This window comes from Pseudarthrobacter sp. KH_020_B (genome assembly GCF_057840185.1).
This window is the reverse complement of record NZ_CM174506.1, coordinates 4,142,550-4,165,149: the sequence shown is the minus strand read 5'-3', so window position 1 is coordinate 4,165,149 and position 22,600 is coordinate 4,142,550. Positions and strand designations below refer to the sequence as shown.

Annotated in this window: 22 protein-coding genes; 9 read left to right on the top strand and 13 right to left on the bottom strand. The window is 65.7% G+C overall.

Annotation, left to right across the window (positions count from 1 at the left end; all coding sequences use genetic code 11):
* Nucleotides 1–5 precede the first annotated feature (5 nt).
* Together AC3IT0_RS19485 and AC3IT0_RS19480 are read right to left on the bottom strand one after the other, a co-directional pair.
* Nucleotides 6–1,442: an MFS transporter gene (locus AC3IT0_RS19485; RefSeq protein ID WP_489321300.1), complete on the bottom strand. Its 1,437-nt coding sequence runs from the start codon at nucleotides 1,440–1,442 to the stop codon at nucleotides 6–8.
* A 135-nt stretch (nucleotides 1,443–1,577) separates the two neighbouring features.
* Nucleotides 1,578–2,009 carry a DUF309 domain-containing protein gene (locus tag AC3IT0_RS19480; RefSeq protein ID WP_489321299.1) on the bottom strand — a complete coding sequence of 144 codons (432 nt, stop codon included), beginning with the start codon at nucleotides 2,007–2,009 and terminating at the stop codon, nucleotides 1,578–1,580.
* Nucleotides 2,010–2,196: 187 nt separating this feature from the next.
* Here AC3IT0_RS19480 and AC3IT0_RS19475 point away from each other — a divergent pair, with 187 nt between their 5' ends.
* The 3 genes from AC3IT0_RS19475 to AC3IT0_RS19465 all read left to right on the top strand — a co-directional run bounded on the left by AC3IT0_RS19475 (nucleotide 2,197) and on the right by AC3IT0_RS19465 (nucleotide 4,609).
* Nucleotides 2,197–3,099 carry an alpha/beta fold hydrolase gene (locus tag AC3IT0_RS19475; protein ID WP_489321298.1) on the top strand — a complete coding sequence of 301 codons (903 nt, stop codon included), beginning with the start codon at nucleotides 2,197–2,199 and terminating at the stop codon, nucleotides 3,097–3,099.
* Nucleotides 3,096–3,890: a strictosidine synthase gene (locus AC3IT0_RS19470; RefSeq protein ID WP_489321297.1), complete on the top strand. Its 795-nt coding sequence runs from the start codon at nucleotides 3,096–3,098 to the stop codon at nucleotides 3,888–3,890. Before AC3IT0_RS19475 ends, AC3IT0_RS19470 begins: the two co-directional genes overlap by 4 nt.
* A 116-nt stretch (nucleotides 3,891–4,006) precedes the next feature.
* Nucleotides 4,007–4,609: a TetR/AcrR family transcriptional regulator gene (locus AC3IT0_RS19465; protein ID WP_489321296.1), complete on the top strand. Its 603-nt coding sequence runs from the start codon at nucleotides 4,007–4,009 to the stop codon at nucleotides 4,607–4,609.
* 110 nt (nucleotides 4,610–4,719) lie between these two features.
* Here AC3IT0_RS19465 and AC3IT0_RS19460 read toward each other — a convergent pair whose 3' ends face one another.
* Nucleotides 4,720–5,946 (bottom strand): NYN domain-containing protein, encoded by a 1,227-nt coding sequence (locus AC3IT0_RS19460; protein ID WP_489321295.1) that lies wholly within the window; start codon nucleotides 5,944–5,946, stop codon nucleotides 4,720–4,722.
* 222 nt (nucleotides 5,947–6,168) lie between these two features.
* Between AC3IT0_RS19460 and AC3IT0_RS19455 the strand changes: the two genes are divergently transcribed.
* The 5 genes from AC3IT0_RS19455 to AC3IT0_RS19435 are packed head-to-tail and all read left to right on the top strand — an operon-like array spanning nucleotide 6,169 to nucleotide 11,859.
* Nucleotides 6,169–7,617 carry a GntP family permease gene (locus AC3IT0_RS19455; RefSeq protein ID WP_489321294.1) on the top strand — a complete coding sequence of 483 codons (1,449 nt, stop codon included), beginning with the start codon at nucleotides 6,169–6,171 and terminating at the stop codon, nucleotides 7,615–7,617.
* Between the two features lie 48 nt (nucleotides 7,618–7,665).
* Entirely contained in the window at nucleotides 7,666–8,916 is a 1,251-nt protein-coding gene (locus AC3IT0_RS19450; RefSeq protein ID WP_489321293.1) for a CaiB/BaiF CoA transferase family protein, read from the top strand.
* On the top strand, nucleotides 8,913–9,899 hold the full coding sequence (locus tag AC3IT0_RS19445) for a beta/alpha barrel domain-containing protein (protein WP_489321292.1): 987 nt from the start codon (nucleotides 8,913–8,915) through the stop codon (nucleotides 9,897–9,899). Before AC3IT0_RS19450 ends, AC3IT0_RS19445 begins: the two co-directional genes overlap by 4 nt.
* Nucleotides 9,900–9,901: 2 nt before the next feature.
* Nucleotides 9,902–10,891: a 2-hydroxyacid dehydrogenase gene (locus tag AC3IT0_RS19440; protein ID WP_489321291.1), complete on the top strand. Its 990-nt coding sequence runs from the start codon at nucleotides 9,902–9,904 to the stop codon at nucleotides 10,889–10,891.
* Complete coding sequence (locus tag AC3IT0_RS19435) at nucleotides 10,888–11,859, top strand: glycerate kinase (protein WP_489321290.1); 972 nt, start codon at nucleotides 10,888–10,890, stop codon at nucleotides 11,857–11,859. Before AC3IT0_RS19440 ends, AC3IT0_RS19435 begins: the two co-directional genes overlap by 4 nt.
* 21 nt (nucleotides 11,860–11,880) lie before the next feature.
* On the opposite strand, the gene AC3IT0_RS19430 is transcribed toward AC3IT0_RS19435, so the two are convergent.
* A complete protein-coding gene (locus AC3IT0_RS19430; RefSeq protein ID WP_489321289.1) occupies nucleotides 11,881–12,672 on the bottom strand; it encodes an IclR family transcriptional regulator in 792 nt (263 codons plus the stop codon).
* A gap of 460 nt (nucleotides 12,673–13,132) precedes the next feature.
* Here AC3IT0_RS19430 and AC3IT0_RS19425 point away from each other — a divergent pair, with 460 nt between their 5' ends.
* Entirely contained in the window at nucleotides 13,133–13,477 is a 345-nt protein-coding gene (locus AC3IT0_RS19425) for a DUF3846 domain-containing protein (RefSeq protein WP_489321288.1), read from the top strand.
* Between the two features lie 129 nt (nucleotides 13,478–13,606).
* On the opposite strand, the gene AC3IT0_RS19420 is transcribed toward AC3IT0_RS19425, so the two are convergent.
* The 9 genes from AC3IT0_RS19420 to AC3IT0_RS19380 all read right to left on the bottom strand — a co-directional run bounded on the left by AC3IT0_RS19420 (nucleotide 13,607) and on the right by AC3IT0_RS19380 (nucleotide 22,538).
* Entirely contained in the window at nucleotides 13,607–14,335 is a 729-nt protein-coding gene (locus tag AC3IT0_RS19420; RefSeq protein ID WP_489321287.1) for an amino acid ABC transporter ATP-binding protein, read from the bottom strand.
* A gap of 8 nt (nucleotides 14,336–14,343) precedes the next feature.
* A complete protein-coding gene (locus AC3IT0_RS19415) occupies nucleotides 14,344–15,033 on the bottom strand; it encodes an amino acid ABC transporter permease (protein WP_058931152.1) in 690 nt (229 codons plus the stop codon).
* On the bottom strand, nucleotides 15,026–15,697 hold the full coding sequence (locus AC3IT0_RS19410; RefSeq protein ID WP_489321286.1) for an amino acid ABC transporter permease: 672 nt from the start codon (nucleotides 15,695–15,697) through the stop codon (nucleotides 15,026–15,028). The genes AC3IT0_RS19415 and AC3IT0_RS19410 overlap by 8 nt, the downstream gene beginning before the upstream one ends.
* A gap of 85 nt (nucleotides 15,698–15,782) precedes the next feature.
* Nucleotides 15,783–16,622, bottom strand: coding sequence for a transporter substrate-binding domain-containing protein (locus AC3IT0_RS19405; RefSeq protein WP_489321285.1), 840 nt, complete (start codon nucleotides 16,620–16,622; stop codon nucleotides 15,783–15,785).
* A 280-nt stretch (nucleotides 16,623–16,902) separates the two neighbouring features.
* The gene (locus AC3IT0_RS19400) at nucleotides 16,903–17,652 is read right to left on the bottom strand and encodes an SDR family NAD(P)-dependent oxidoreductase (RefSeq protein WP_489323849.1); all 750 of its coding nucleotides are present in this window, start codon (nucleotides 17,650–17,652) and stop codon (nucleotides 16,903–16,905) included.
* Between the two features lie 14 nt (nucleotides 17,653–17,666).
* Nucleotides 17,667–18,509 (bottom strand): fumarylacetoacetate hydrolase family protein, encoded by an 843-nt coding sequence (locus AC3IT0_RS19395; protein ID WP_489321284.1) that lies wholly within the window; start codon nucleotides 18,507–18,509, stop codon nucleotides 17,667–17,669.
* Entirely contained in the window at nucleotides 18,506–19,711 is a 1,206-nt protein-coding gene (locus AC3IT0_RS19390) for a fumarylacetoacetate hydrolase family protein (RefSeq protein WP_489321283.1), read from the bottom strand. Before AC3IT0_RS19390 ends, AC3IT0_RS19395 begins: the two co-directional genes overlap by 4 nt.
* Nucleotides 19,708–21,195: an aldehyde dehydrogenase (NADP(+)) gene (locus tag AC3IT0_RS19385; protein ID WP_489321282.1), complete on the bottom strand. Its 1,488-nt coding sequence runs from the start codon at nucleotides 21,193–21,195 to the stop codon at nucleotides 19,708–19,710. Before AC3IT0_RS19385 ends, AC3IT0_RS19390 begins: the two co-directional genes overlap by 4 nt.
* The gene (locus AC3IT0_RS19380) at nucleotides 21,192–22,538 is read right to left on the bottom strand and encodes an enolase C-terminal domain-like protein (RefSeq protein WP_489321281.1); all 1,347 of its coding nucleotides are present in this window, start codon (nucleotides 22,536–22,538) and stop codon (nucleotides 21,192–21,194) included. The genes AC3IT0_RS19385 and AC3IT0_RS19380 overlap by 4 nt, the downstream gene beginning before the upstream one ends.
* Between the last annotated feature and the right edge of the window lie 62 nt (nucleotides 22,539–22,600).

Genomic DNA, 22,600 nt, shown 5'->3' with positions numbered 1-22,600 from the left:
CGTCCTTACTCGTCCGTCGCGGGCGATGCGGCCGTCTCCGGCGCTTCTGCGGCCGCCTGCGCATACGACGCCGAGATCCGGCGGTAGACCGGGGTCAGGAAGGCCAGCAGCGCGGCCACGATCATGATGATCCCGGCCACCAGGAACACCAGGGCGATGCCGCGGGAGACGCCCTCGCCCAGCAGCGGAGCCAGCTGGGCAGCGCCGTCCGTGGACCGCGCGTACGGGATGATCCAGACCTGGGCGATCGGCGCGATGAGGAAAGCGGTGATCGGCGCTGCCGCGGACTCGAACGCCATGGCGAATCCGAACACCCGGCCTTGCCGCGGCAGGGGCACCACGCGCTGGATGACCGTCTGTTCGGCGGCCTCCACGAACGGGATCAGGAGCATGTACAGCCAGATGCCGGCGATGTACAGCCATGCCCATTCACGCACCGTGAACACCGCACCGAGGATCCCCATCACGACTACTGCGATAAGCATGGTGCGCAACGGGTTGGACCCGAGCCCGAACTTGCCGATCACCGCGCCACCCAGGATGAACCCGGTGGCGCCGACTGCGAAGACGGTTCCCCACAGTTCCACGGGGAACATCTCCAGGCCGTAGGGGTCCATCAACGCCATGTAGACGCCGCCGATGAAGTTGTTGAACGTGGAGAACAGGATCAGGGCGAACAGCCCGGCAATGGCCAGCACTGCGGCGAGCGAACCGCGCAGGTCGAACGCGCCGTGGGCGTCCGTGACGGCCACCCGCACTTCCTCGGGCATGCGCAGCATGAGCAGGTGCACGAAGGCCAGGGCCGTAAGCACGATGGCGACTACCACCGTCCAGCCCATGCCCAGCAGCCCCACCGACAGCCCCGAGAGCACGGAGGTGACGATAAATGCCAGCCCTTGCACCATGCCCACCAGGCCGTTGGCGTTGGCCCGCCGGTCCGGATCGATGAGGATGGTGACAACGGTGGAGAGGGCGAGGTTGCGCATGTTCTCCACCACCGCGCCGACCAAGATGATCACGGCGAAGATCCAGAACCATGGCTGGGTCAGGTCCAGCATGCTGGCGGCGGGTGTCAGCAGGAACATGACCCCGGACAGCACAAACATCAGCAGGGTGAAGCCGGCGGCGAAGCGCATCACGGCCAGCTTGCGGTAGCGGTCCACGAAGGTGCCGAAGCTGATGCTGGAAACGGCGATCAGCAGCATGTACGCGCCGCCGATCACGCCGGTGGCGATCACGTTTCGCGTCTCCAGGTACACCCAGAACGTCAGGGCGAACCACAGGTAGCTGGTGGTGATGTTGGCCAGGGCGGTGTTCACCAGGATCCCGGCGAAGGTGCGGGACCGCTGTGCCGAAGTGCGTAAGGACGTGTCGATGGCGTCGGAATCGGCCAGATCTGCAGCCGCTGCGACGCCGGCCGGGGCCGGTTCGTGCTCGGTCATGCGTCCCAGTTTAGTGACAGTCGACGGTCGTGGGCACCCCCTGACCGCCGGCAGTAACCCCGCCGACCCCGGACAAACGGAAGCGGACGACGGCGGGAGGTCCCGCCGTCGTCCGTTGCGCGTTGTTACACCGGCTCAGGGGCCGGTGCGTATCCGATCACGTGCACAACGCACGACGGCGGACAACTCAAGGCCGTACGTCGGCCCTTGGCCGGATCCGTACTCCTCCAGCCGGGCGGCACCGCGTTCGAAGAGCCTGAGCGCGCCAAGGCTGTTTCCCCGGGCGGCGTGAGTGAGCGCGACACAGATCTGGGCGAGACCCTGCCAAAGGTTTCGTTCTTCGGCCGGCCCAGCTTTCCAGCGGGCTTCAAGTACCTCGTGGGCGGCGAAGGGCCGGCCAGCATCCACCAGGCTTCGGGCCGACACCAAAGTCTCCGCCGGCGGCAGCGGCTCCTCAGACACCGGCTCGACACCCGCGCTTCCGTATGGCAGCGGCCGCCCCAGAGCGTCGCGTGGCCGGGCCTGCCGCGGACGCTGTGAGGCATCCCGATCCCTGTCACCGGTCATTGTTGATTCCGCCCTGAGTGCCCATGGACCTTACCGACCTTCATACGCCCAATGCTAAGACCGGGCCGTTCGAACATCCATTCCGCCGCACGACGACTCTCTTGACAGCAATTATGAGTATGCTCATAATTGAGTGTATTCAGGTTGGCTCTTTACGAGATCCACAAACCACTACCAGGAGGAGAACATGGGCACGAGCAATCACACACAAGACGGCGTTATCACGTCCCAACAGGACGCGCCGACTCGCACCATCACCGTCGGGGGCGTCACCTACGCCTACCGCGAGCTGGGACCGAAGGGCGGGGTCCCGGTGGTCTTCTTCGTCCACCTCGCCGCCACCCTGGATAACTGGGATCCGCGCATCATCGACCCCATCGCCAAGCAGCACCACGTCATCACCTTTGATAACCGTGGCGTCGGAGCCTCCACTGGCAGTGTTCCTGACAGCATCGAGGCGATGGCCGATGATGCCGTGTCCTTCATTGGGGCGCTCGGGTTCGCCAAGGTCGACGTCTTCACTTTCTCGCTCGGCGGCATGATCGCCCAGGCCCTCGTGGCCAAGCACCCTGAGCTCGTCCGGAAGCTCATTCTCACCGGCACCGGCCCCGCCGGCGGTAGGGGCATCGACAAGGTCGCAGGAACCACGTACTGCGACATGGTGCGGGCAGCCCTGACCAGGTCGGACCCGAAGGAGTTCCTGTTCTTCAACCGCGACGCCGCCGGCAAGCGCGCCGCCCGTGCGTTCGTCGGCCGTCTCAAGGAGCGCACAGTGGACCGCGACGAGCCGATCACGGTGAAGGCGTTCCAGGCGCAGCTTAGGGCCATCAGGAAGTGGGGTCGCTCGGCGCCCGCAGACCTGTCGAAGATCACCCAGCCCACCCTGATCGCCAACGGCGACAACGACCGGATGGTCCCCTCCGTGCTCTCCGAAGACCTGCACCGCAGCATCAAGGGATCCGAGCTGATCATATACCCCGACTCCGGCCACGGCGGCATCTTCCAGTTCAGCGACAAGTTCGCCCCCATCGCCGTCGAGTTCCTCGACCGGCCGACCGGCATCCGAAGTCACCCAAAGGACGGGCAGTGACGGCCGCGATCCAGCACACGAAGAAGCTGTTCGCGTCATCGATCCTGTTGTGGATGCGCACCGACCGGCCCCGCCAGCACGGGATGGACTACTGGAAAGGCCCCCACTCCAAGATCATCTCCGCGACCCCGGGGTTCGACGAGTACCGGCAGGTCCACCTCGCCGAGACGAATCCAGGGCTGTGGCCCGCCATCCGCGGTGTCGAGACGGCCATTCCCGCCGACCGGAGGATCGATGGGGTTGCAGAGGTCACGTTCGCCTCCGCGCTCTCGCCCTTACGGGGCCGGAAACAGGCCAGGCTCGCGTACAAAGACGAAGAGAACGTGTTCCGGCGCTCTCTGCTCTATGCCGGGCCGCCAAGATCGGCCCGCTGGTATGACGTCGCCCGGCCCGGCGAGGGAACGGGAGCTCGCGCCTTGGTCTACCTCAGGAGAAGAGAAGGCGTCGGCACCGGCCCGTTCCGGAAGTACATCGCCGACGAACTCGTGCCCGCTCTCGCCAATACAGGCGTGCTGAGGGAGCTGCGAAGCCAGGTGTTCATGCCGTGGAACCAGAAGCTCTGGGATACACCCAACGTCGCACACGACAACCCCTCCGACACGCGGCTCCACGCCTCGCTGATCCTCGGCTTCACAGGCGGATCCGCACGAGCGGCCTTCTTCGACAGCGATGAAATCAGAGCGCTGGCGGACAGGCTGCCGGCCTTCGCTTCCGCCGTCCACGCCTACGAGGTGGCCGAAGCGCTGACCTACGTGAAAGAAGGCAAAGTCCTCCCGCACTACCAGGCGTAGCCATCTGGAGTTTCGAGTCGTCGTGGGAGAATGAGCGAAGGCACATCCGAGCCCACACGGTAGTGACTTGGCTCATAACTGAGTATGGTCAGATTCTGTTTCCGGAAGGACACGTTATGCCCGGCACACCCCAGACGGTCGGTCGGCGCGAGCGGAACAAGCTGCAGAAGCTCGAACGCATCACCGCCGCCGCCCGAGAGCTCTTCGCCGAGCACGGCATCGACGAGGTCACCACCCAGCAGATCGCCGACAAGGCCGACGTCGGCGCCGGAACACTGTTCCTCTACGCCAAGTCCAAGGGCGAACTCCTCCTGCTTGTGCAGAACTCCAGCTATGTCGATGCGCTCGAACGAGGCAGGGCGGTAGCCGAGCGTACGCCCGACGTCCTCGATGCTGTGATGGCGATCGTCCGCCCGGTCGTGGAATGCAACCGCATCCAAATCGACAATGGGCGAACGTACCTGCGGGAGATCGTGTTCGGCGACCCAGAGGAACCGCACCACCGCGACGCCCTCGCCCTGACAGCGCAGACGGAGGAGGCGATCACTGCTGTGTTGCGGCGTGACAAGCGCATCAACGCACGCGGCGCGGTGACGCGGGCACGCACCGTCTCCGCGATCATGTTCCTCAGCATGGCGGCCACGATCAACATCGCCAGCACTGTCGACGACCTCCTGCAGGACATCAGGAACCAAGTCCGCGTTCTACTGCCGGAGTGACAGCGCGTCGCTGCGACGCACTTTGTGGGGCTCGTTCTCGGACAGCGCCGCAACAGGACCAGGGGAGCGGACGCCGGCGGGAGGTCCCGCCGTCGTTCGCTTCACCTGCGTCAGGCGTCCAGTAGGCCGCCGCTGGCCCAGCGCCGGACGGCGAGCTTCTCGCCGGCGTCGAACTCCAGCAGTGCCACCCGGCAGAGTTCCTCGACGTTCGCGGTCCAGGCTGCCGCGAGGCCTTCCGCGGTCGCTTCGTCAGTGAGCGGGAAATTAACGTAGGCCAGCCCTTGAAGGACAAAGCTCACGGCGTTGCGGGAGACCGGCTGGCCCGCGTTGACGCAGTCATCCCGCACCATCCGGGACAGTTCGGTGCGGTTGAGCGGATGCTCGCGGAGCCTGGCTTCCATGGCCTGGAACATCTGCCGGAACTGGGCTGCGGAAAGTGCCGGCACGTCCGTCACCCGGCTGACCTGTTCCTCGATGCCCGGCTGGAGGTCCGCGGGCGCCGGGAGGTCCTCGCTCGAGAACCGCTTCGCGTCCCAGACCCAGCCGCCTTGTGCCGGGGAGTATTCGACGCCCTGGCCGATCTGGGACACCCACGTCCCAAACTTTCCCCAGCCGCCCCAGTCCGTCTTCAGGGATGGCTCTGCCGTGAGTGCCCGGTGGGCCACCATCGCGCCGACCACCGGTCCCGGAGCGGTGCGGACGAACTCGAGGACCTCACGGATCGCGGGCGAGGCGAACTTGGTTTTCGTCTTCGCCGCCTGCTGCTGTTTCCCGGGCGCCGCGGCATGAACTGGCTCCACCGTTGAGCCGTTGAGGATGGCGACGAAATCGTGGGATTCCACCACATGGTCTGCCATCTCCCGGTACGCGAAGGCCACGGCGCCGGCTGCGATGACTGTGGTCATCCGGTCAGCGGCCCGGAACCGTTGGATCAGGGACGTGAAGTCGGCATCGGCCGAGGCGATGAAGAACTCTTCGATGCCCACGTTGCCGGACAGCGCGTCCATGGCGTCAAGCACCAGATTGATGTCCGTGCTGCTCTTGCCCCGCTGCGTCAGAGACGGGCAGTCGATCACCCGGAAACCGGCGCGGGTCCAGTACGTCCGGTACTTCGAGTACACCACCGGATTCAGGTAGCAGTTGCGGATCAGGAACCTGCGGGCGTCCTCGCCGGAACCGCCTGCTGACAACGCGTCCGCCCAGTGCTTCGGGTCTTCGGCAAAGCGCTTCGCCGCCAGCGGGTCCAGTGCCTGCAGGCCGGTGAAGACGTTGTCGAAATCAACAAACATCGCAGCGCGGATGCCGGGCCTGCGGGACGGTGGGAGCGCGTCATTCATTGGCTCAGTGTGCCAGTAACGGTGCGAACTGGCGACCGCTCCGGCTGCGCCACGCCACTCCTGTAGACCAGCCAGACCGACGTCATCCGCCAACTAAATTCTGAAAATGCCTTGCATTGTGAGTCGCATCCCATAATATGGGTTTAGCGATGTGGCCCTCCTCACGGTGCACATCTGTTCCCAAGCCTTCAACGCGGAAGGCCCAACGATCGGATTCCCCCCATGTCAGACATAGCTGTCCTGATCAATACGGCCGTGGCGGTCCTTGCCGCCGTGGTCCTGATTGTCCGTTTCAGAGTCAACCCCGTTATTGCCCTGGTCATCGGGTCGGTGTACCTGGGCCTCGCCGCCGGTTTCGGCGTCGAAAAGACCGTCAAGACCATCACGTCCGGTTTCGGTGAAATCATGGTGGACGTGGGCCTGCTCATCGCCTTCGGCGTGCTGATGGGATCCATCCTCAACCAGAGCGGCGCCATCCGCCGCCTCGTGGAGCACCTGCTGGACACGTTCGGCCCCAAGCGCCTGCCCTACACCATGGGCCTGGCCATCGGAACGGTCCTCCAGTCGATCTTCCTGGACGTGCTGCTGGTCATTTCGGCGCCCCTGGCCCGCAAGCTGGCACCGAAGATCGGCAAGCTCGGCACCGCCCGGATGGCCACCGCCATGGCCATCGCCCTCGAATGCGGCATCGTCTTCACGGTTCCCGGCGTCGCATCCCTCGCCCTGGCCGGCCTCCTGAACGTGCCCCTGGGCAAAATGCTGCTGTTCGGGCTCCTCCTGGTGGTCCCCACCATCATCATTTCCATCGCCATCATGACCTTCCTCTTCCGCCGCGGCTTCTGGAACGAAGCCAAGGACGAGGACCACACCTTCGTCGAGGAGGAGGACCGCGAGGGGGAGGAAGAGTACGACGGCGGCACCCGCCAGCCTGCAGCCGGCCAGCCTGGGGGCAGCGGGCAGGGTACCGGCGCAGCGGGCGCCCAGCCGGGCAGGGGAATCATCACGGTGGCCGAACGGGAACGGAAGCAGGCACCGCTGATCCTGCTGTTCGCCCCGCTCCTGACATCGCTGCTCCTCATCGGCGCCGGCGCGATTCTGCAGATCCTGAACATCGACATGCCCTGGCTCCAGCTTCTCGGCGAGCCCGTCATTGCCCTGCTCATCGGACTGATCGGCACCTGCCTCGTCACCCGCTCCGCCATCGGCCAGGAACGCGTCGAACAAGCCATCACCGTGGGCTTCAAGGAAAGCGGACAGATCCTGATCCTCACCGGCGTCGGCGGGTCCCTCGCCGCAACCGTCGCCGCAGCGGGCCTCGGCGACATCCTGGGTGGTTTCTTCTCGGCCAGCACTGTCGCCCCGCTGCTCGTGGTCTGGGCCATCGCCGCAGTGCTGCACATCGCCGTCGGCTCCGTCACGCTGTCCGCCATCACCGCGGCCGGACTGCTGGCCCCGATTGCTCCGGCCATCGGGCTGGACCCCGTGCTCCTGGCCCTTTCCGCCGGCGCCGGATCCCTCTTCATGGTCCACGTCACCAGCAACACCTTCTGGCTCCTGCAGTCACTGCTGGGGCAGAGTGTGAGGGGCGCCCTGAAATCCGTCACTGTCGGGGTCTCGGTGGCCTCCGTCGTCGCCATGCTCCTGATCCTACCCATGAGCCTGCTGTTCTGACCGGATCCACCCGTCCGGCCCGGCACACGCCAACGAAAGAAGAATGACATGACAGAGACACGCATCGCGCCCCTGCAAGGTGTACGCGTCCTGGAGCTCGGAAACTACATTGCAGCTCCCACCGCAGGCAGGTTGCTCGCCGATTTCGGAGCCGAAGTGATCAAGGTTGAACGCCCCGGAACAGGGGACGAGCTGCGCAACTGGCGCCTGCACAAGGGCGATACCTCCATGCTGTACCGGACAATCAACCGCAACAAGAAATCCGTGGTGCTGGACCTCAGGACCGAGGCAGGCAAAAAGGCCGTGCTCGCGCTCGTCGCCAAGTCGGACATCCTGCTGGAAAACTTCCGGCCAGGAACACTCGAACGGTGGGGCCTCGGCCCGGACGTGCTCAACGAAGCCAACCCGGACCTCATCATCACCCGCATCTCCGCCTTCGGGCAGACGGGCCCGCTGTCCGAACGGCCCGGTTTCGCCGCCGTCGCCGAAGCCTACGGCGGGTTCCGGAACCTGGTGGGAGATCCGGACCGCCCGCCGGTCCGGGTAGGGGTCTCCATCGGAGATTCGATCGCCGGCCTCTACGCCGCCTTCGGCTCCATGATGAGCCTGTACCAACGGGAAGCACGACGCCGGGACGCGGCCGGAGCTGTCCCGCTCACCGAGCGGATCATCGACGTCGCGCTGAACGAGGCGATGTTCTCCATGATGGAATCCCTCATCCCGGACTACCAGGCGTACGGCGTGGACCGGCAGCGCGTCGGCGGCCGGATGGAAGGGATCGCTCCTTCCAATGCGTACATCTGCAAGGACGGCGCCAGCATCGTGGTTGCCGGCAACGGAGACTCCATCTACCAGCGGTACATGGACACCATTGGACGCCCCGATCTCGCCGAGGATCCGTCGCTGCAGACCAACGCCGGACGCTGGGAGCGGCGTGAAGAACTCGACCAGGCCATCGGAGTCTGGACCGGGGAGCTGGATGCCGCCAACGCCTTGGCAGCCCTGGACGCCGCCGGTGTTCCGGCCGGTCCCATCTACACTGCGGCCGACATCAGCAGCGACAGCCAGTACGCGGCCCGCAACATGATCCAGAAGTTCGATGTTTCCACCGGGGACGAGATCCTGCCCGGTGTGGGGTTCCCCGGCATCGTCCCTGTCATCGGCGACCAGTCGCTTCCCATCCGGAACCTCGGACCGGACCTGGGCGAAAACACCAACGAAATCCTCAGCGGGCTCCTCAACATGGACCCGGCGGAGATCAGTGCGGCCGCCGGCCGCGAGGAGGCACTCCAGCCATGAACCACCACCAACACAGCCTCGCCGCCACCCTCGGCAACACGATCCTTCGGGATGTGACCCTCCGGGACGGGCTCCAGCTCACCGGGAAGATGCTCTCCACCGAGCGGAAAGTCGACACGGTGCGGGAGCTGCTGCGCCTGGGCGTTCCGGCCATCGAGCTGGGCTCCATGGCCCGCGCGGACCTGGTCCCCACCATGGCCAACACGCTGGAAGTGGTCCAGGCCCTCACTCCGGAGGAGCTGGAAAATTGCTGGATCTGGGTAGCCACGCCGGGCCACGTGGCCAAGGCCTCAGCGGCCGGAGCGCGGAACTTCCAGTACTGTCTGTCGGCATCGGATTCGCACAACAAGGCGAACATCGGCCGCACCACGGACGAGAGCCTGGCAGCCCTGCCCGAGGCGGTGGAGTACGCCCGCGCAGTCGATGGACAGATCCAGCTATGCATTGCGACGTCCTTCACCTGCCCGTTCGAAGGCTACGTTCCGGAGGAGCGCATCCTGTCCATCGCCAACGATCCCCGGGCCGAGGGCACCACGGACATCGTCATCTGCGACACCCTGGGCCAGGCCATTCCGGCCCAGGTAGCCGGGCTGATCGCCCGCGTCCGCGACGAGTCGCCTGCGCGGAGGATCGTCTACCACGGCCACGACACCTGGGGGCTTGGAGTGGCCAACACGCTCGCCGCCATCCAGGCCGGCGCAGCCATGGTGGACGGCGCCCTCGGCGGCCTCGGCGGCTGCCCGTTCGCCCCGGGTGCCAGCGGCAACACCTCCAGCGAAGACATCCTTTTTGCCACGCGTCCGGAGTGGCTGACGACGGAAAGGTTCGCGGACCTCGTGGTCTTGTCCGAGAAGCTGTTGGCCGAACTGGGCGAACCCAACCGTTCCAAGGCGGCCCAGGGTGCCCGGTCCAATGCCGAAGCCTTTAACTGGGTGCTGCCCTTCGACAGCGTCCCTGCGCACAGCGCCACGGGAGGCAACTGAATATGGGGAACCATTTCCTGGTCACCACGGCGATCCCGGATCCGGGCCGTCAACTGCTGTCCGACGCCGGCCGGGTCACCGTGCTGCCCGAGCCGCCGGACTACGGGACTCTGGCTGCGCTGTGCGCTTCGGGGGACTACGACGTCGTTTTAACCCAGCTGCGCGACGTCATCGACGCGCCGCTGCTGGCTGACGCCCGGGTAAAGGGCGTCTCCAACTACGCCGTTGGGTACAACAACATCGACGTCGACGCCGCCACCCGGCACGGCATCCTGGTCGGCAATACACCCGGTGTCCTGACCGACGCGACGGCGGACATCGCCATGCTGCTCATCCTCGGCGCCGCCCGCCGTGTGGTGGAGGCCGACCGGCTGGTCCGCGACGGCAAGTTCCTGGGCTGGGAACCGGAGCTCCTGCTGGGACGGGACGTCTCCGGCGCCGTGCTGGGCCTGGCCGGATTCGGCCGGATCGCCCGCGCCACCGCCCGGCGCGCGCTGGGTTTCGGAATGGACGTGGTCTTCGCGCCGCGGCCGCCCGGAGACCGTCCCGTCAGCCAGGAGGAACTCGGCGAGTTCGCCGGAAAGGTCCGGCAAGTGCCCTGGACCGAGCTCGTGGAACGCAGCGACTTCCTGTCCCTGCACGTGCCCTTGAATGAGCAGACCCGGCACCTCGTTGACGCCGGAGTGCTGGAGCGGATGAAGCCGGATGCCATCCTGATCAACACCGCCCGCGGGCCGGTGGTGGATGAGGCGGCCCTGGTGGAGGCTCTCCGCAACGGCGTGATTGCCGGTGCCGGACTGGACGTGTTCGAGGACGAACCGCGCCTGGCGACGGGGCTCGCGGAACTGCCCAACACGGTGCTGCTGCCGCACGTCGGCAGTGCCACCGTCCGGGTACGGAGTGAAATGGCCCGCATTAGCGCGCTCAACGCCATCACCATCGCCGAGGGCCGATCGCCGCTCCATGCCGTCAACACCATCGTCAGGGCATGACGATCCTCGTTGCCCCGGACAGCTTCAAGGGGACGTACACGGCGGCCGAGGTCGCGGCGGCCATCGCCGCGGGCGTGCACGACGGCGGACGCCCGGCCACGCAACTGCCCGTCGCCGACGGCGGGGAGGGCACGTTCGACGCGCTCTGCCGGAGCCTGCGGACCGCGCCGGTGACTGCCGACGTCGTCAATTCCTGGGGTGAGTCCCTCCAGGCGACCATCGGGATGGCAGCGGACGGGACCGCCGTCGTCGAGGTTGCGCAGGCGAGCGGCCTGACCGCAGCGCGGAACAGCCCCGACGACGCATTGTCGGACAGCACGTACGGCACGGGCATGCTCATTTCGGCCGCTGCCGGTGCAGGCGCCTCGCACATCCTGGTGGCGGCAGGCGGTTCTGCCACTACCGACGGCGGGGCGGGGGCCGTCCGCGCCATCACCGAAAACGGCGGACTTGGGGATGCAAGGATCACTGTCCTGTCCGACGTCACCACCAGCTTCCTTGACGCAGCACGCGTCTTCGGACCCCAGAAGGGCGCGGATCCCGAGACGGTCAAAGTGCTGGAAGCCCGCCTGGCCCTGCTTGCGGGTTCCCATCCGCGCAACCCGGCCGACGTGCCGCGGACCGGCGCTGCGGGAGGCCTGTCCGGCGGCCTATGGGCGCACTTTAGGGCCGAGCTGGTGTCCGGGGCCGACGCAGTCCTCGACGCCGCTGGGTTCGACGCGCTGCTGACGTCGGCTGACGCCGTCGTGGTGGGAGAGGGTCGCCTGGACTCCCAAACCGGCGAAGGAAAAATCATCTCCGCAATCCTGGAACGGGTGCGGAAGTCCGGCCGGCAGATCCCCGTCATTGCTGTGGTCGGTTCCGTATCCGACGACCTGGGGAGCTATGCGGAGAACTTCGCGCAGATCATCATCGCCACCGATGCTGCCGCGATGCGGGCCGCCGGCAAGGTGATTGCTGCGCTGTAGCTCCTGGTCTCCCGCAGGGGCTTAGGACTCGCCGGGAAAGCGGCCGCCAATGAGCCTGGTCATATGCTCCGCCGTGTTGAGCAGGGGTTCCACCCATTCCTGGCAGGTATCCAGCGGCATCCGGAGCGTGGGGCCGCTGATGGTCACGGCTCCCACCAATCCGGCCGCAGAGTCGAAGACCGGGGCGGAAAGGCCGGACGCGCCGTCTTCACGCTCGCCCACGGTGATCGCAAACCCGTCCCGGCGCGTCTGTTTTACCGCAACAACCAGGTCCTCGGTGGTGGTGATGGTGGATTCGGTGATTGGCGTCAGGGGATCGTGCAGAACGGCGTCCATCAGCTCCGGATCCCACGCCAGCAGGACCCGGCCGGCCGAACCTGCATACAGCGGGGCAACCTTGCCCAGGTGCATCTCGCGGCGAAGCGCATGGCGGGTTTCCGCCATGGCCACGCACACGCGGTTATGCTGCTCCGATTTAAAGAAACACGTGGTCTCGCCCGTGGTGTTCCGCAAGGTCTTGAGCAACGGACTCAGGATGTCCACAACTTCCATACCGCGGGTTGCCGGGGCCGCCCAAAAAGCCATCCGCATTCCGATGCGGTAGGCGTCCTCCTCGCGGTCAAGGAATCCCTGCGAGGTCAGGTTCGTGACCAGCCGCTGCACCGTCGACGTAGGCATCCCCGTGTGCTCGCGGATATCGCTCAGCGACAAAACCGGCCTTGAGAGGGAGAACGCATCGAGGATCGAGGTTATCTTTCCAAGAACAAGCAATGGGTTGTTGCTGGACTTGGCTGCTGCATCGGACGCTGACATGAAACTCACGCTAGACGGTGGCCGCATCCGAATCCACTCGCCCCTCCGCGCGGGGCGGCTGGCGGGTGCCGCGCAGGCCTCGTTGCGAAACCCTGCCGGCTGACGGATGCGCACTTGTGCGGGGTGCAATTTCTCAGCAGGGATTAACTTGCAGGGGTTTATCGTGCTTTTTTCTGGAAACTGGCATTAAAAATATAAGTGTGTAAGGTGTCGGGTAGACACAAAGAATAGAAAGGTGTGATTCCATTGTCCGGAAAATCGCCCAAGAGCGTCAGTGCCAAAAAAGCGGGAAAGTCAATTCTCGAAAAAAGAGCCGATAAAAGAGCTAAAAACGAAACCAGTGAAAGTCTTTTCGTAAAGCCGCGCAAAAACCAGCGTTAATAAACTGCGGGCGGCCGAATGCGAGACTCCTAGCCGCGTTCGGCTGCCCGCCATTCGTTTCAGTCACAAGGACAAGACCATGAACACGACCTACAACGCCCTGATCGTCCCGGCGCACCTCACTGAACCGGTGCGCATCGAGACGGTGGACACGGTCATGGCAGCACTGCAGAAACTGGTTGCAGGAAACATCGAATCCATCACCAGCCGAGACTGGCATGTCTACTTGAACGACGAGGGAAACCGCCTGCCCCAGAACGCACGGGCCGAAGTGCTCGTCCGCGAAGCAGGCGTCCATCTCGATGACACCCTCAACGGGACGGCGGTGTTCCTCGGGAACGGAAGCCGCGGGGACGAATCCGACGCACCCCGCCACCTCATCCGGCTCGCCGAGCAGCTTTTCGACCTGCCGCTGGCGGCCTGACCACGTCGGGTACGGCACCACGTCGGGTACGGCACCACGTCGGGTACGGCGCCAAGCCGGGTCCGGCACCAAACGCAAAGCGGACGACGGCGGGACCTCCCGCCGTCGTCCGCTCACTGCCTGCCCCGGTTACAGAACCTTGCTCAGGAACCCCTGGGTTCTGGCGTTCCGCGGCGAGGAGAAGATCTCATCGGGGGAGCCTTCCTCGACGATCAGTCCCTGGTCCATAAACAGCACGCGGTCGGCCACTTCCCGGGCGAAGCCCATTTCGTGGGTGACCACCACCATGGTCATGCCCTCATTGGCCAGGTCCTTCATGACGGTGAGCACCTCGCCGACAATTTCGGGGTCGAGTGCTGAAGTCGGCTCGTCAAAGAGCATGATCTTCGGTCCCATGGCCAGCGCCCGGGCTATGGCCACGCGCTGCATCTGACCGCCGGACAAGCTCCCGGGGAAGGCCTCCATTTTTTCGGCCAGTCCCACCTTTGCCAGCAGCATTTCGGCTTTGGCGCGGGCTTCATCCTTGTTGACCCTGGCCACCTTCAGCGGGGCCAGCATGACGTTGTCGATGACCTTCAGGTGCGGGAACAGGTTGAAATGCTGGAAGACCATTCCCGCTTCCTGCCGGACCAGGTTGATATTCGTTTTCGAATCGTCCAACCGGTGCTTGTTGATCACGATGCTGCCGGACGTAATTGATTCCAGGCCGTTCATGCACCTCAGGAACGTGCTCTTGCCCGAACCCGAGGGGCCAATCACGCACACCACCTCGCGCTCACGGATGTGGCAGTCAACGCCTTTGAGGACATGGTTGGCGCCGAACTTCTTATTCAAATTCTCAACAAAAATCACAGTCATATTCCGATCTAAACGCTCGCGGGCTCGGGAAGTTTGAGGGGGTCCACCTGGATGCCGGTCCGTTTCTCGTACAGGCGCCCCAGCAGGGAGATGCTGTAGCAAATGACGAAGTACATGGCGGCGACGGTCAGGAACGTCATGATGGGGTCGCCGGTGAGGTTGGTGACGATGTTGCCCGCGTGGGTCAGTTCCACCAGCCCGGTCACGGTCACCAGGGAGGAATCCTTCACCAGGCCAATGATGAAGCCGACGCCGGGCGGAACCATGATCTTCCTGGCCTGCGGCATGACCACATACCGGAGCTTCGCCCAGTAGTTCAGACCGAGGGCGTCTGCCGCTTCACTTTGCCCCCGGGGCACCGCCTCGATGCTGCCCCGCACGATCTCTGCCACATAGGCGGCGGCGAAGCAGGTCAGCGCGATGACTGCCGAGGCGAACTTGTCCAGTTCCAGGCCGGGAAACAGCAGCGGGATCCCGAAGAAGATGAAGAAGATGATGACCAGAATCGGGATGCCGCGTACACAGCTGATGTAGATGGTACTGATCCACCGCGCGATCCTGCTGGGGGAGGTTCTGGCAATACCAAGAATCAGTCCGAAGATGATGCCGAGAATTCCGGACATGGCGCAGAGCTGAATGGTCAGCCAGGCCCCCTTGGCCAGCGGAATGAGGTCCTGCCAATCAAAGGCCCTAAACACGTGCGCCCACCGCCCACCGGAACAGCGTCGTTTCGGCCCGTTTCGAGGCCAGGGACAGCAGGGCGGATACACCAAGGTAGAGCAGCCCGCCCACTGCGAGCACCTCAACGGTCCGGTACGTGGTGTTGCTGACGCTCATGATCGCGTTGGTCAGTTCAGGAAGCGAGATGATGGATCCAATCGACGAAGCCAGGAACAGCAGAATCAGCTGGTTGGTCAGTGCGGGGAAAACGTTCCGCGTGGCCGGCAGCAGGACGATGTAGCGCACGATCTGGGCGGGCTTCATGCCCAGCGCCTTGCCCGCCTCGCGAAGGCCGTGGGGCACGGATTCGAAGCCGGCCCGGTAGATTTCCGCAGTGTAGGCCGCGTTGTTGAGGGTCAGGCCGATGACGGCGGCCCAGATGGGTTCGAGGTTGATGCCCAGCGCGGGAAGGGCAAAGTAGATCAGGTACAGCTGCACCAGCAGAGGCGTGTTGCGGATGGCCTCGATGTAGCAGGTGCAGAAGATGCTGACTGCTTTTCCGGGCCCGACCTTCCCCAGGTACAGGAAGACGCCGAGTGCGCTTCCCGCCACCATGGCCACGAGCGTGATGTACAGAGCTGTCCAGAGCCCTTCAAGCAATAGCGAGCTGAAGGGGAGAAGGTCTCCGAAATATAAAGCCATGAGCAAAGGGTCCTATCCGTGAACGGCGGTGCGGGTGAACAACTGCCTGTCCTTCACCCGCGCCGGAGAGTGCGTCCGAATACTGTTAGTGGGCCAGGAAGGGCGGAAGCTCCAGCCCGAACCACTTCTGCAGGGAGGCCTCGTTCTGTCCGGAGATGGTGTAGTTCCGGATGAAGTTGTTGATGTAGTTAACCCACGTCTGGTCGCCCTGCTTGACGCCGATGGAGAACAGCGCAGGCCTGATCGGGTCGCCCTTGAGCACCTGGAACGCGGACGGCTCACTCTTCACGAGCCCGCCGATGATCGCGTTGTTTTCAATCAGCGCGTCCACCTTGCCGCTCTTGAGGGCCTGGATGGAATCGGCCGTGGTGTTGAAGCCGGCGATCTTGGCGTTCGGGAAAGTGGCCTTGAGGATCTGCTCGCCCACACTTCCGCGGGACGTGGCCACGGATTTGCCGTCCAGATCCGCGTAGCTGGAGATGGGGCTTCCCACGGGCACCATAAAGACCGTGGAACTGGCGGCGTACGGCTCGGACATGTCCACCACCTGGGCGCGCGCATCCGATGCCGTGAAGGTGGCAATGACGGCGTCCGCCTTGTCGGTCTGCAGCAGCGGGATGCGGCTTTCGTTCGTGGCCGTGACGAACTCAACCTTGGCGCCCAGCGAGACGCCGAGCGCGTTCGCGACGTCAATGTCGAAACCCTCGTGCTCACCGGACGACGTCATCACGCCGTATCCCGGAGAGTCGGCACTGACGGCGATCTTGATCGTTTTCGTCTTGAGAATCTGTGTGAGGTGGCTGTCCGCCACGGCTCCTGTTGCGCTTGCAGCGCCGGCCGAGGCCCCGCCGGAGGAGCAGCCTCCCAGCGTGAGGGCCAACGCGATAGCCGGGACAAGAAGCAACTTCGGTGTTGCTTTGAACATGGGTGCTCTCCTGGGGAATATTGATGCGGTTCGGATGCGGAGGTGACGGAGTCCGGGGATCCCGGTCGTTCGCCGTCGGGGATCATATAGGAATACGCACTATCATATAGGGGATGTGACACAGGTCAAGCCCCTTCTGAATTACCGCCTGCGCGCGCTCGCCGGGGCCCGGCCGGGTGCCTCCGCCGGACACGCCAGAGGCGCCGCCGTGCCCCGATAAATCAGGACACGACGGCGCCTCGCAGCTTCCTACTTCGACAGGGCGCTACCCCGGCGGGCGTTACTCGACGGGATGCAGGCGCACCGCCTGCATGCCGCCGTCGACCGCCAGTTCAGTGCCCGTCGTCGAACCGGCCAGCGGACTGGCCAGGTACGCCACCGCCGCCGCAACCTCCTCCGGCGTCACCAGCCGGCCGTGCGGCTGCCGGGCCTCCAGCGCCGCGCGTTCCGCCACCGGGTCATCCGCCTGGCCCAGCAGCCGGTTGATCCAGGGCGTGTCAGCCGTGCCTGGATTGACGCAGTTGACCCGGATCCCTTCGCGGACGTGGTCGGCCGCCATGCTGAGCGTCAGCGCCCGGATGGCGCCCTTGGTGGCCGCGTAGAGTGCACGGGCGGGCAGCCCTGCCGTGGCGGCGATGGAGGACGTGTTGACGATCGCGGCGGCGGGGGACTGCCGGAGATGGGGCAAGGCGGCACGGCTCACCCGCACCGCGCCGATCACGTTGACGTCCAGAACGCGCTGCCACTCGGCGTCGTCGTTGTCCGCGACGGTGCCCTGCGCGCCTATCCCTGCGTTGTTGACCACGACGTCGATCCCGCCGAATTCCCGGGCAACGCGTTCGACGGCGGCGCGCACCGAGGCGTCATCGGCCACGTCGCACCTGATCGACAGCGCCGAGCCGGACGCCGCCTCGGGATTCAGGTCCAGCACCGCAACCCTCGCCCCGCGCCGGGTCAGATGCGCCGTGGTGGCCGCTCCGATGCCGGAGGCCCCACCGGTGACGATGGCACGGATGCCTTCAAACTCCATGGCTGGGTCTCCGTTCATGCGATGAATTCATGGCGCTGGCGCCCCAGCCCGTCAATCTCGATTTCCACAACGTCGCCGGCCTTCAGGTACGGGAACCGCCCGGACAGCGCGACTCCCTCCGGGGTGCCGGTGCAGATGAGGTCGCCGGGCTCAAGCACCATGTACTGGCTCAGGTTCCAGACGATGGTTTCGACGTCGAAAATCATGTCCGCCGTGGAGGAGTCCTGGCGGATTTCGCCGTTGACCCAGCTGCGCAGCCGCAGATTGCCGGCGTCGACCTCGTCCGGGGTGACCAGGAAAGGACCCGTGGGGCAGAACCCGGGTGAGCTCTTGCCCTTGGACCACTGGCCGCCGGAAACGTTCAGCTGGAAGTCGCGCTCGGAGAGGTCATCCACCACCACAAACCCGCCGATGTGGTCCCGGGCGGCTTCGGGGGAGTCCAGGTAGGAGGCACGTTTGCCGATGATGATCCCGAGCTCCACCTCCCAATCAGTCTTGGTCGAGCCCCGGGGGATGGCCACGGCATCGTCCGGCCCGCCGACAGTATTGGGCGTCTTGAGGAAGATGACCGGATGCTCAGGCGGCTGGGCCCCTGATTCCGCTGCGTGGGCAGCATAGTTCAGGCCAACGCAGACGACGGCGGACGGGCGCACCACGGGGGCGCCGTAGCGTACGACGTCGGAGGTAACGTCCGGCAGTGTGCCTGCGGCCAGTGCGGCGGCGGCAGCCGCGGGGCCACCGTTGGACAGAAAGTCACCGTTGATGGCCTGGGTGATGCTTTGGAGCGAGTAGTGCCGGTCCCCGTGGACCAGGACGGGTTGTTCGGCGCCCGGGGCGCCGATCTGGGCGAACTTCATGAGGCATATTCCTTACTGCTTGATTCGCGGACTTCGCGTTGGTCCTGCAGGTAGCCGAACAGCTGCCGCAGTCCAAACGACCATTCCGGCAACTCTTCTGCGGCCCCTACGACGTTCACGAGGGCGCCGAGGTGGCGGCTGCGGATGGTCACGGTGTCGCCCAGGTGGTGGGTGAACCCCTGGCCCGGGTGGTCCCGGTCCTGGGTCGGCGCGAACAGCGTGCCGGTGAACAGGGCAAACCCGTCCGGGTACTGGTGGTGCCTTCCAACCGTCGCGGCGACGAGCTCTTCGAACGGACGGCTGATCCGGGATACGGAATTGCGTCCCTCCAGTGAGTAGCCGTCCTGGCCTTCAACGCGCAGCAGGATCTCCTCCTGGCGCAGCGTCTCCAGGGTGAAACCGCCGTCGAACAACCGGATCAAAGGACCCAAGGCACTGGACGCGTTGTTGTCCTTGGCCTTCCCGAGCAGCAGGGCGCTCCGGCCCTCCACATCGCGGAGGTTCACGTCGTTGCCCAGGGTTGCGCCCACAACGGCGCCGGCCGACGTGGCAATCAGCACCAGTTCCGGTTCCGGGTTGTTCCAGGAGGAGAACGACGGGATGCCGATTCCCGCGCCCAGCCCGACCGAGGAGAGTACCGGGGCCTTCGTGAAAACCTCGGGATCCGGACCGATCCCGACCTCCAGGTACTGCGACCAAAGCCCTTCGGCGATGAGCACCTTCTTGGCTTCGGCTGCCGCGGGGGAGCCGGGCCGGATGGAGCTGATGCTGCCGCCGAGGGCACGGCCCACTAGCTCCCGCATCTCGGCCGCGCGGCTGGCGTCCCCGCCGCAGCGCTCCTCGATGACCCGTTCGATCATGCTGTCCACAAACGTCACGCCGCAGGCCTTGATGACCTGAAGGTCCACGGGTGCCAGGAAATGCGGGCTGGCCGCGTCCTGCGTCAGCGACGCGTGGACGATCTCGCTGGTCTTCCACCGGGGCAGTGTCATGGCGGCGCGGACGGCGGCCACGAGGTCCGGCCGTTCCAGAAGCTCGGAGACGGTTCCGGCCAGATGCGGGAGGTCGAAAACGACCTCCTCCTGGACGGCGACCACGCGTGGTCCGCCGGTTTCAACGTCCCAGACGCGGCCGATCAGGAGTGCCCTTGCCGCGTCTTCCGGGAGGACCGAGGCTCCGCCGATATCCAGTGCGGCGCTCATGGCTTTCCCTCGCTTCCGGAAGTCTGTCCCTGCCGGGTGGGCCGCTGCCACACGCCATCCACCCGCTGCGGAACGCGCCAGGGATTGGCATCCTGCAGGGGTTCGGGCAGGCTTGCCTCCGGGAACGACTGGTAGGCCGCCGGCCGGAGGAAGCGCCGGATCGCTGCAGTTCCCACAGACGTGGTGGCCGATGTTGTGGCAGGGTACGGTCCGCCGTGGTGCTGGGCGTAGCTGACCGTGACCCCGGTGGGCCAGCCGTTCCAGAGGACCCGGCCGCTGATATCCGTCAGCCGTGCGGCAAGCTCGGATATGTCATCCTCCGGCTCCGCCTGGAGCGTGGTGGTCAGCTGTCCCTCCAAAAGTCCCGTGAGCTCCAGGAGCTCCGATTCGTCGCCGTATTCCACCACCAGGCTGGCCGGCCCGAACATTTCCTGCCGAAGGATTGACGGGTCACTGCGGACGGCCGCGGAGGTCGTGTGGAGCACGGTCGGCGCCGGCGCCTCGTCGAAGTCCCCTTCCACAAGAACCTCCACGCCGGTGGTGCCGCGCAGATCCTGCACAGACTGCCGGTAGCCCTCATGCAAGCGCGGGCTCAACAGCCGTGCCGCGGCAAAGTCCGCCAGCGCGCGGCCGAGAACCTGCCGGACGCCGTCGGCCTCTCCACCAGGAACAAACAGCAGCCCCGGCTTCGTGCAGAACTGGCCCATTCCCATCGTGAAGGAAGCGGCGTAGCCGCTGAGGATTTCGTCGCGCCGCACCGCCCAGGCGTTCTCGGTGACGAACACGGCGTTGATGCCGCCGAGTTCGCCGAAAAAGGGAATCGGTTCGGGCCGGGAGGCGGCACGGTTGAACAGAGCCCGGCCGCCCGCCGTCGAACCCGTGAACCCGATCGCCTTCACGGCAGGATGGTCCACCAGGGCCTCCGCGGCGGCCCGGCCTGTGACGAGCGAGAATAGCCCGGAAGGTGCCCCGGCGGCATCCAGCGCGGCGGTGACGGTCTCGGCGGTGCGGCGCGCAAGGTTCCGGTGCCCGTCGTGTGCCTTGTGCACCACAGCGCACCCGGCGGCCAGGGCCGAGGCGCTGTCGCCGCCCATCACGCTGAAGGCGAAGGGAAAATTGGAGGCCCCGAAGACGCCCACGACGCCGATGGGCACGTTGAGTCGGCGCAGGTCCGGCCGCGGGCCCATGCCCCAGTCCGCGTCCAGATGGTCGATGGTGGCGTCGAAGTGCTCGCCTTCGCGGACCTCCGTGGCGAAGAGCCTGAGCTGGAAGACCGTGCGCTTCAGCTCGCCGCGGAGCCGCGGCTCACCCAAATGGGTTTCCTGAGAAGCGATCTCCACCAGCGCATCGGCGTCGTTCTCCAGCGCGGCTGCTATCGCCTCCAGCCAGGATGCCCGGGTGCCGGGGTCCGCGGCGCGGCCCTTTTCGAACGCGGCGTGGGCGGCGTCGACACTCGCGTTGAGGTCATCAACCGTGGTTGTCATCGGAGCGCACCGGCTCCCGTCACGGAGGCGCCCGTCACCGCGGCGCGGTCGCCCACTTCGAGCCATCCTGCCCCGGCGGGGAACTCCCAGCGGGACCGCGAGGCGCTGAGCATTTCGGCGCCGGTGCCCGGGAGTTCCGGGGCGGCGTAACGGCCGTTGACGATGCGGACCGGCTCGGCGAAGTGCTCGTGCAGGTGGTCGACGTACTCGATCATCCGGCCGTCCTGGCTGCCGGTGATGGCCGCGTAGTCGAAGAAGGAGAAGTGCTGGACGAGTTCGCACAGCCCCACGCCGCCGGCGTGCGGGCAGACCGGAACGTTGAAGCGGGCAGCGAGCAGGAGGTTGGCGATGTTCTCGTTGACGCCGCCCACACGGGTGGAATCCAGCTGGAGGACGTCGATGGAACCGGCCTGGAGCAGCTGCTTGAACACGATGCGGCTGGCGACGGCCTCGCCCGTGGCGACGCGGACGGGGGCAACGCCCTTCCGGATCTCCGCGTGGCCCAGGATGTCGTCCGTGCTGGTGGGTTCTTCGATCCAGTACGGGTTGAACTCGGAGAGCTGGTTGACCCACTCGATGGCCTCGGACACCTCCCAGCGCTGGTTGGCGTCGATGGCGATGGGGAGGTCGCCCACGGCCTTGCGGGCCAGGGCCATGCGGCGGCGGTCGTCATTGATGTCGCCGCCCACCTTCAGCTTGATCATGGAGAAGCCGTCCGCCGCGGCCTCCTTGCTCAGCCGGACGAGCTTCTCGTCGCTGTAGCCCAGCCACCCCGGCGAGGTGGTGTAGGCGGGGTAGCCGTTCACCTTCAGGGCGGCGATCCGGGCGGCCTTGCCCTCTTCGCCGGCGCGCAGGATGTCCAGTGCCTGCTGCGGGTTCAGCGCGTCGCGGATGTGGGTGAAATCAACGACGTCGACGATTTCCTCGGCGGGCATCTCGCTGAGCAGGAGCCACAGGGGCTTGTTCTCACGCCGTGCGCGGATGTCCCAGAGTGCGCTGACGAGGGCGCCGGCGGCCATCTGGGTGACGCCCTTCTCCGGGCCGAGCCAGCGCAGCTGGGAATCGTGGATGAGCCGCTTCGACGCGCCGCCGAGGTCGTAGATCAGTTCATCGATGTCCCGGCCGAGGAGCAGGCCGGCGTAGGCGTCAATGGCGTGCGTGAGGATTTCGTTGCCGCGTCCGCAGGTGAACACAAAGCCGTGGCCTTCGTCGCCCGCGTCGGTGCGGATGACGACGTACGCGGCGGAGTAGTCCGGGTCAACGTTGACCGCGTCGGAACCGTCGAGCTCCAGGGACGTGGGGAACCGCACGTCTTGGGTGTGGATGGAAATGATGGAGGTCATGGGTTTCTTCTCTCTGGTCAATTCAATTCGTGGACACGATTCCTATATGAATTCTCATAATC

What these genes read in the sequence shown, in the direction of transcription:
- AC3IT0_RS19445 (WP_489321292.1), top strand. Translation starts at nt 8,913, where the DNA reads ATGAACCACCACCAACACAGCCTCGCCGCCACCCTCGGCAACACGATC.
- AC3IT0_RS19480 (WP_489321299.1), bottom strand. Translation starts at nt 2,009, where the DNA reads ATGACCGGTGACAGGGATCGGGATGCCTCACAGCGTCCGCGGCAGGCC.
- AC3IT0_RS19440 (WP_489321291.1), top strand. Translation starts at nt 9,902, where the DNA reads ATGGGGAACCATTTCCTGGTCACCACGGCGATCCCGGATCCGGGCCGT.
- AC3IT0_RS19430 (WP_489321289.1), bottom strand. Translation starts at nt 12,672, where the DNA reads ATGTCAGCGTCCGATGCAGCAGCCAAGTCCAGCAACAACCCATTGCTT.
- AC3IT0_RS19465 (WP_489321296.1), top strand. Translation starts at nt 4,007, where the DNA reads ATGCCCGGCACACCCCAGACGGTCGGTCGGCGCGAGCGGAACAAGCTG.
- AC3IT0_RS19390 (WP_489321283.1), bottom strand. Translation starts at nt 19,711, where the DNA reads ATGAGCGCCGCACTGGATATCGGCGGAGCCTCGGTCCTCCCGGAAGAC.
- AC3IT0_RS19425 (WP_489321288.1), top strand. Translation starts at nt 13,133, where the DNA reads ATGAACACGACCTACAACGCCCTGATCGTCCCGGCGCACCTCACTGAA.
- AC3IT0_RS19405 (WP_489321285.1), bottom strand. Translation starts at nt 16,622, where the DNA reads ATGTTCAAAGCAACACCGAAGTTGCTTCTTGTCCCGGCTATCGCGTTG.
- AC3IT0_RS19400 (WP_489323849.1), bottom strand. Translation starts at nt 17,652, where the DNA reads ATGGAGTTTGAAGGCATCCGTGCCATCGTCACCGGTGGGGCCTCCGGC.
- AC3IT0_RS19455 (WP_489321294.1), top strand. Translation starts at nt 6,169, where the DNA reads ATGTCAGACATAGCTGTCCTGATCAATACGGCCGTGGCGGTCCTTGCC.
- AC3IT0_RS19460 (WP_489321295.1), bottom strand. Translation starts at nt 5,946, where the DNA reads ATGAATGACGCGCTCCCACCGTCCCGCAGGCCCGGCATCCGCGCTGCG.
- AC3IT0_RS19420 (WP_489321287.1), bottom strand. Translation starts at nt 14,335, where the DNA reads ATGACTGTGATTTTTGTTGAGAATTTGAATAAGAAGTTCGGCGCCAAC.
- AC3IT0_RS19475 (WP_489321298.1), top strand. Translation starts at nt 2,197, where the DNA reads ATGGGCACGAGCAATCACACACAAGACGGCGTTATCACGTCCCAACAG.
- AC3IT0_RS19485 (WP_489321300.1), bottom strand. Translation starts at nt 1,442, where the DNA reads ATGACCGAGCACGAACCGGCCCCGGCCGGCGTCGCAGCGGCTGCAGAT.
- AC3IT0_RS19380 (WP_489321281.1), bottom strand. Translation starts at nt 22,538, where the DNA reads ATGACCTCCATCATTTCCATCCACACCCAAGACGTGCGGTTCCCCACG.
- AC3IT0_RS19410 (WP_489321286.1), bottom strand. Translation starts at nt 15,697, where the DNA reads ATGGCTTTATATTTCGGAGACCTTCTCCCCTTCAGCTCGCTATTGCTT.
- AC3IT0_RS19435 (WP_489321290.1), top strand. Translation starts at nt 10,888, where the DNA reads ATGACGATCCTCGTTGCCCCGGACAGCTTCAAGGGGACGTACACGGCG.
- AC3IT0_RS19385 (WP_489321282.1), bottom strand. Translation starts at nt 21,195, where the DNA reads ATGACAACCACGGTTGATGACCTCAACGCGAGTGTCGACGCCGCCCAC.
- AC3IT0_RS19395 (WP_489321284.1), bottom strand. Translation starts at nt 18,509, where the DNA reads ATGAAGTTCGCCCAGATCGGCGCCCCGGGCGCCGAACAACCCGTCCTG.
- AC3IT0_RS19450 (WP_489321293.1), top strand. Translation starts at nt 7,666, where the DNA reads ATGACAGAGACACGCATCGCGCCCCTGCAAGGTGTACGCGTCCTGGAG.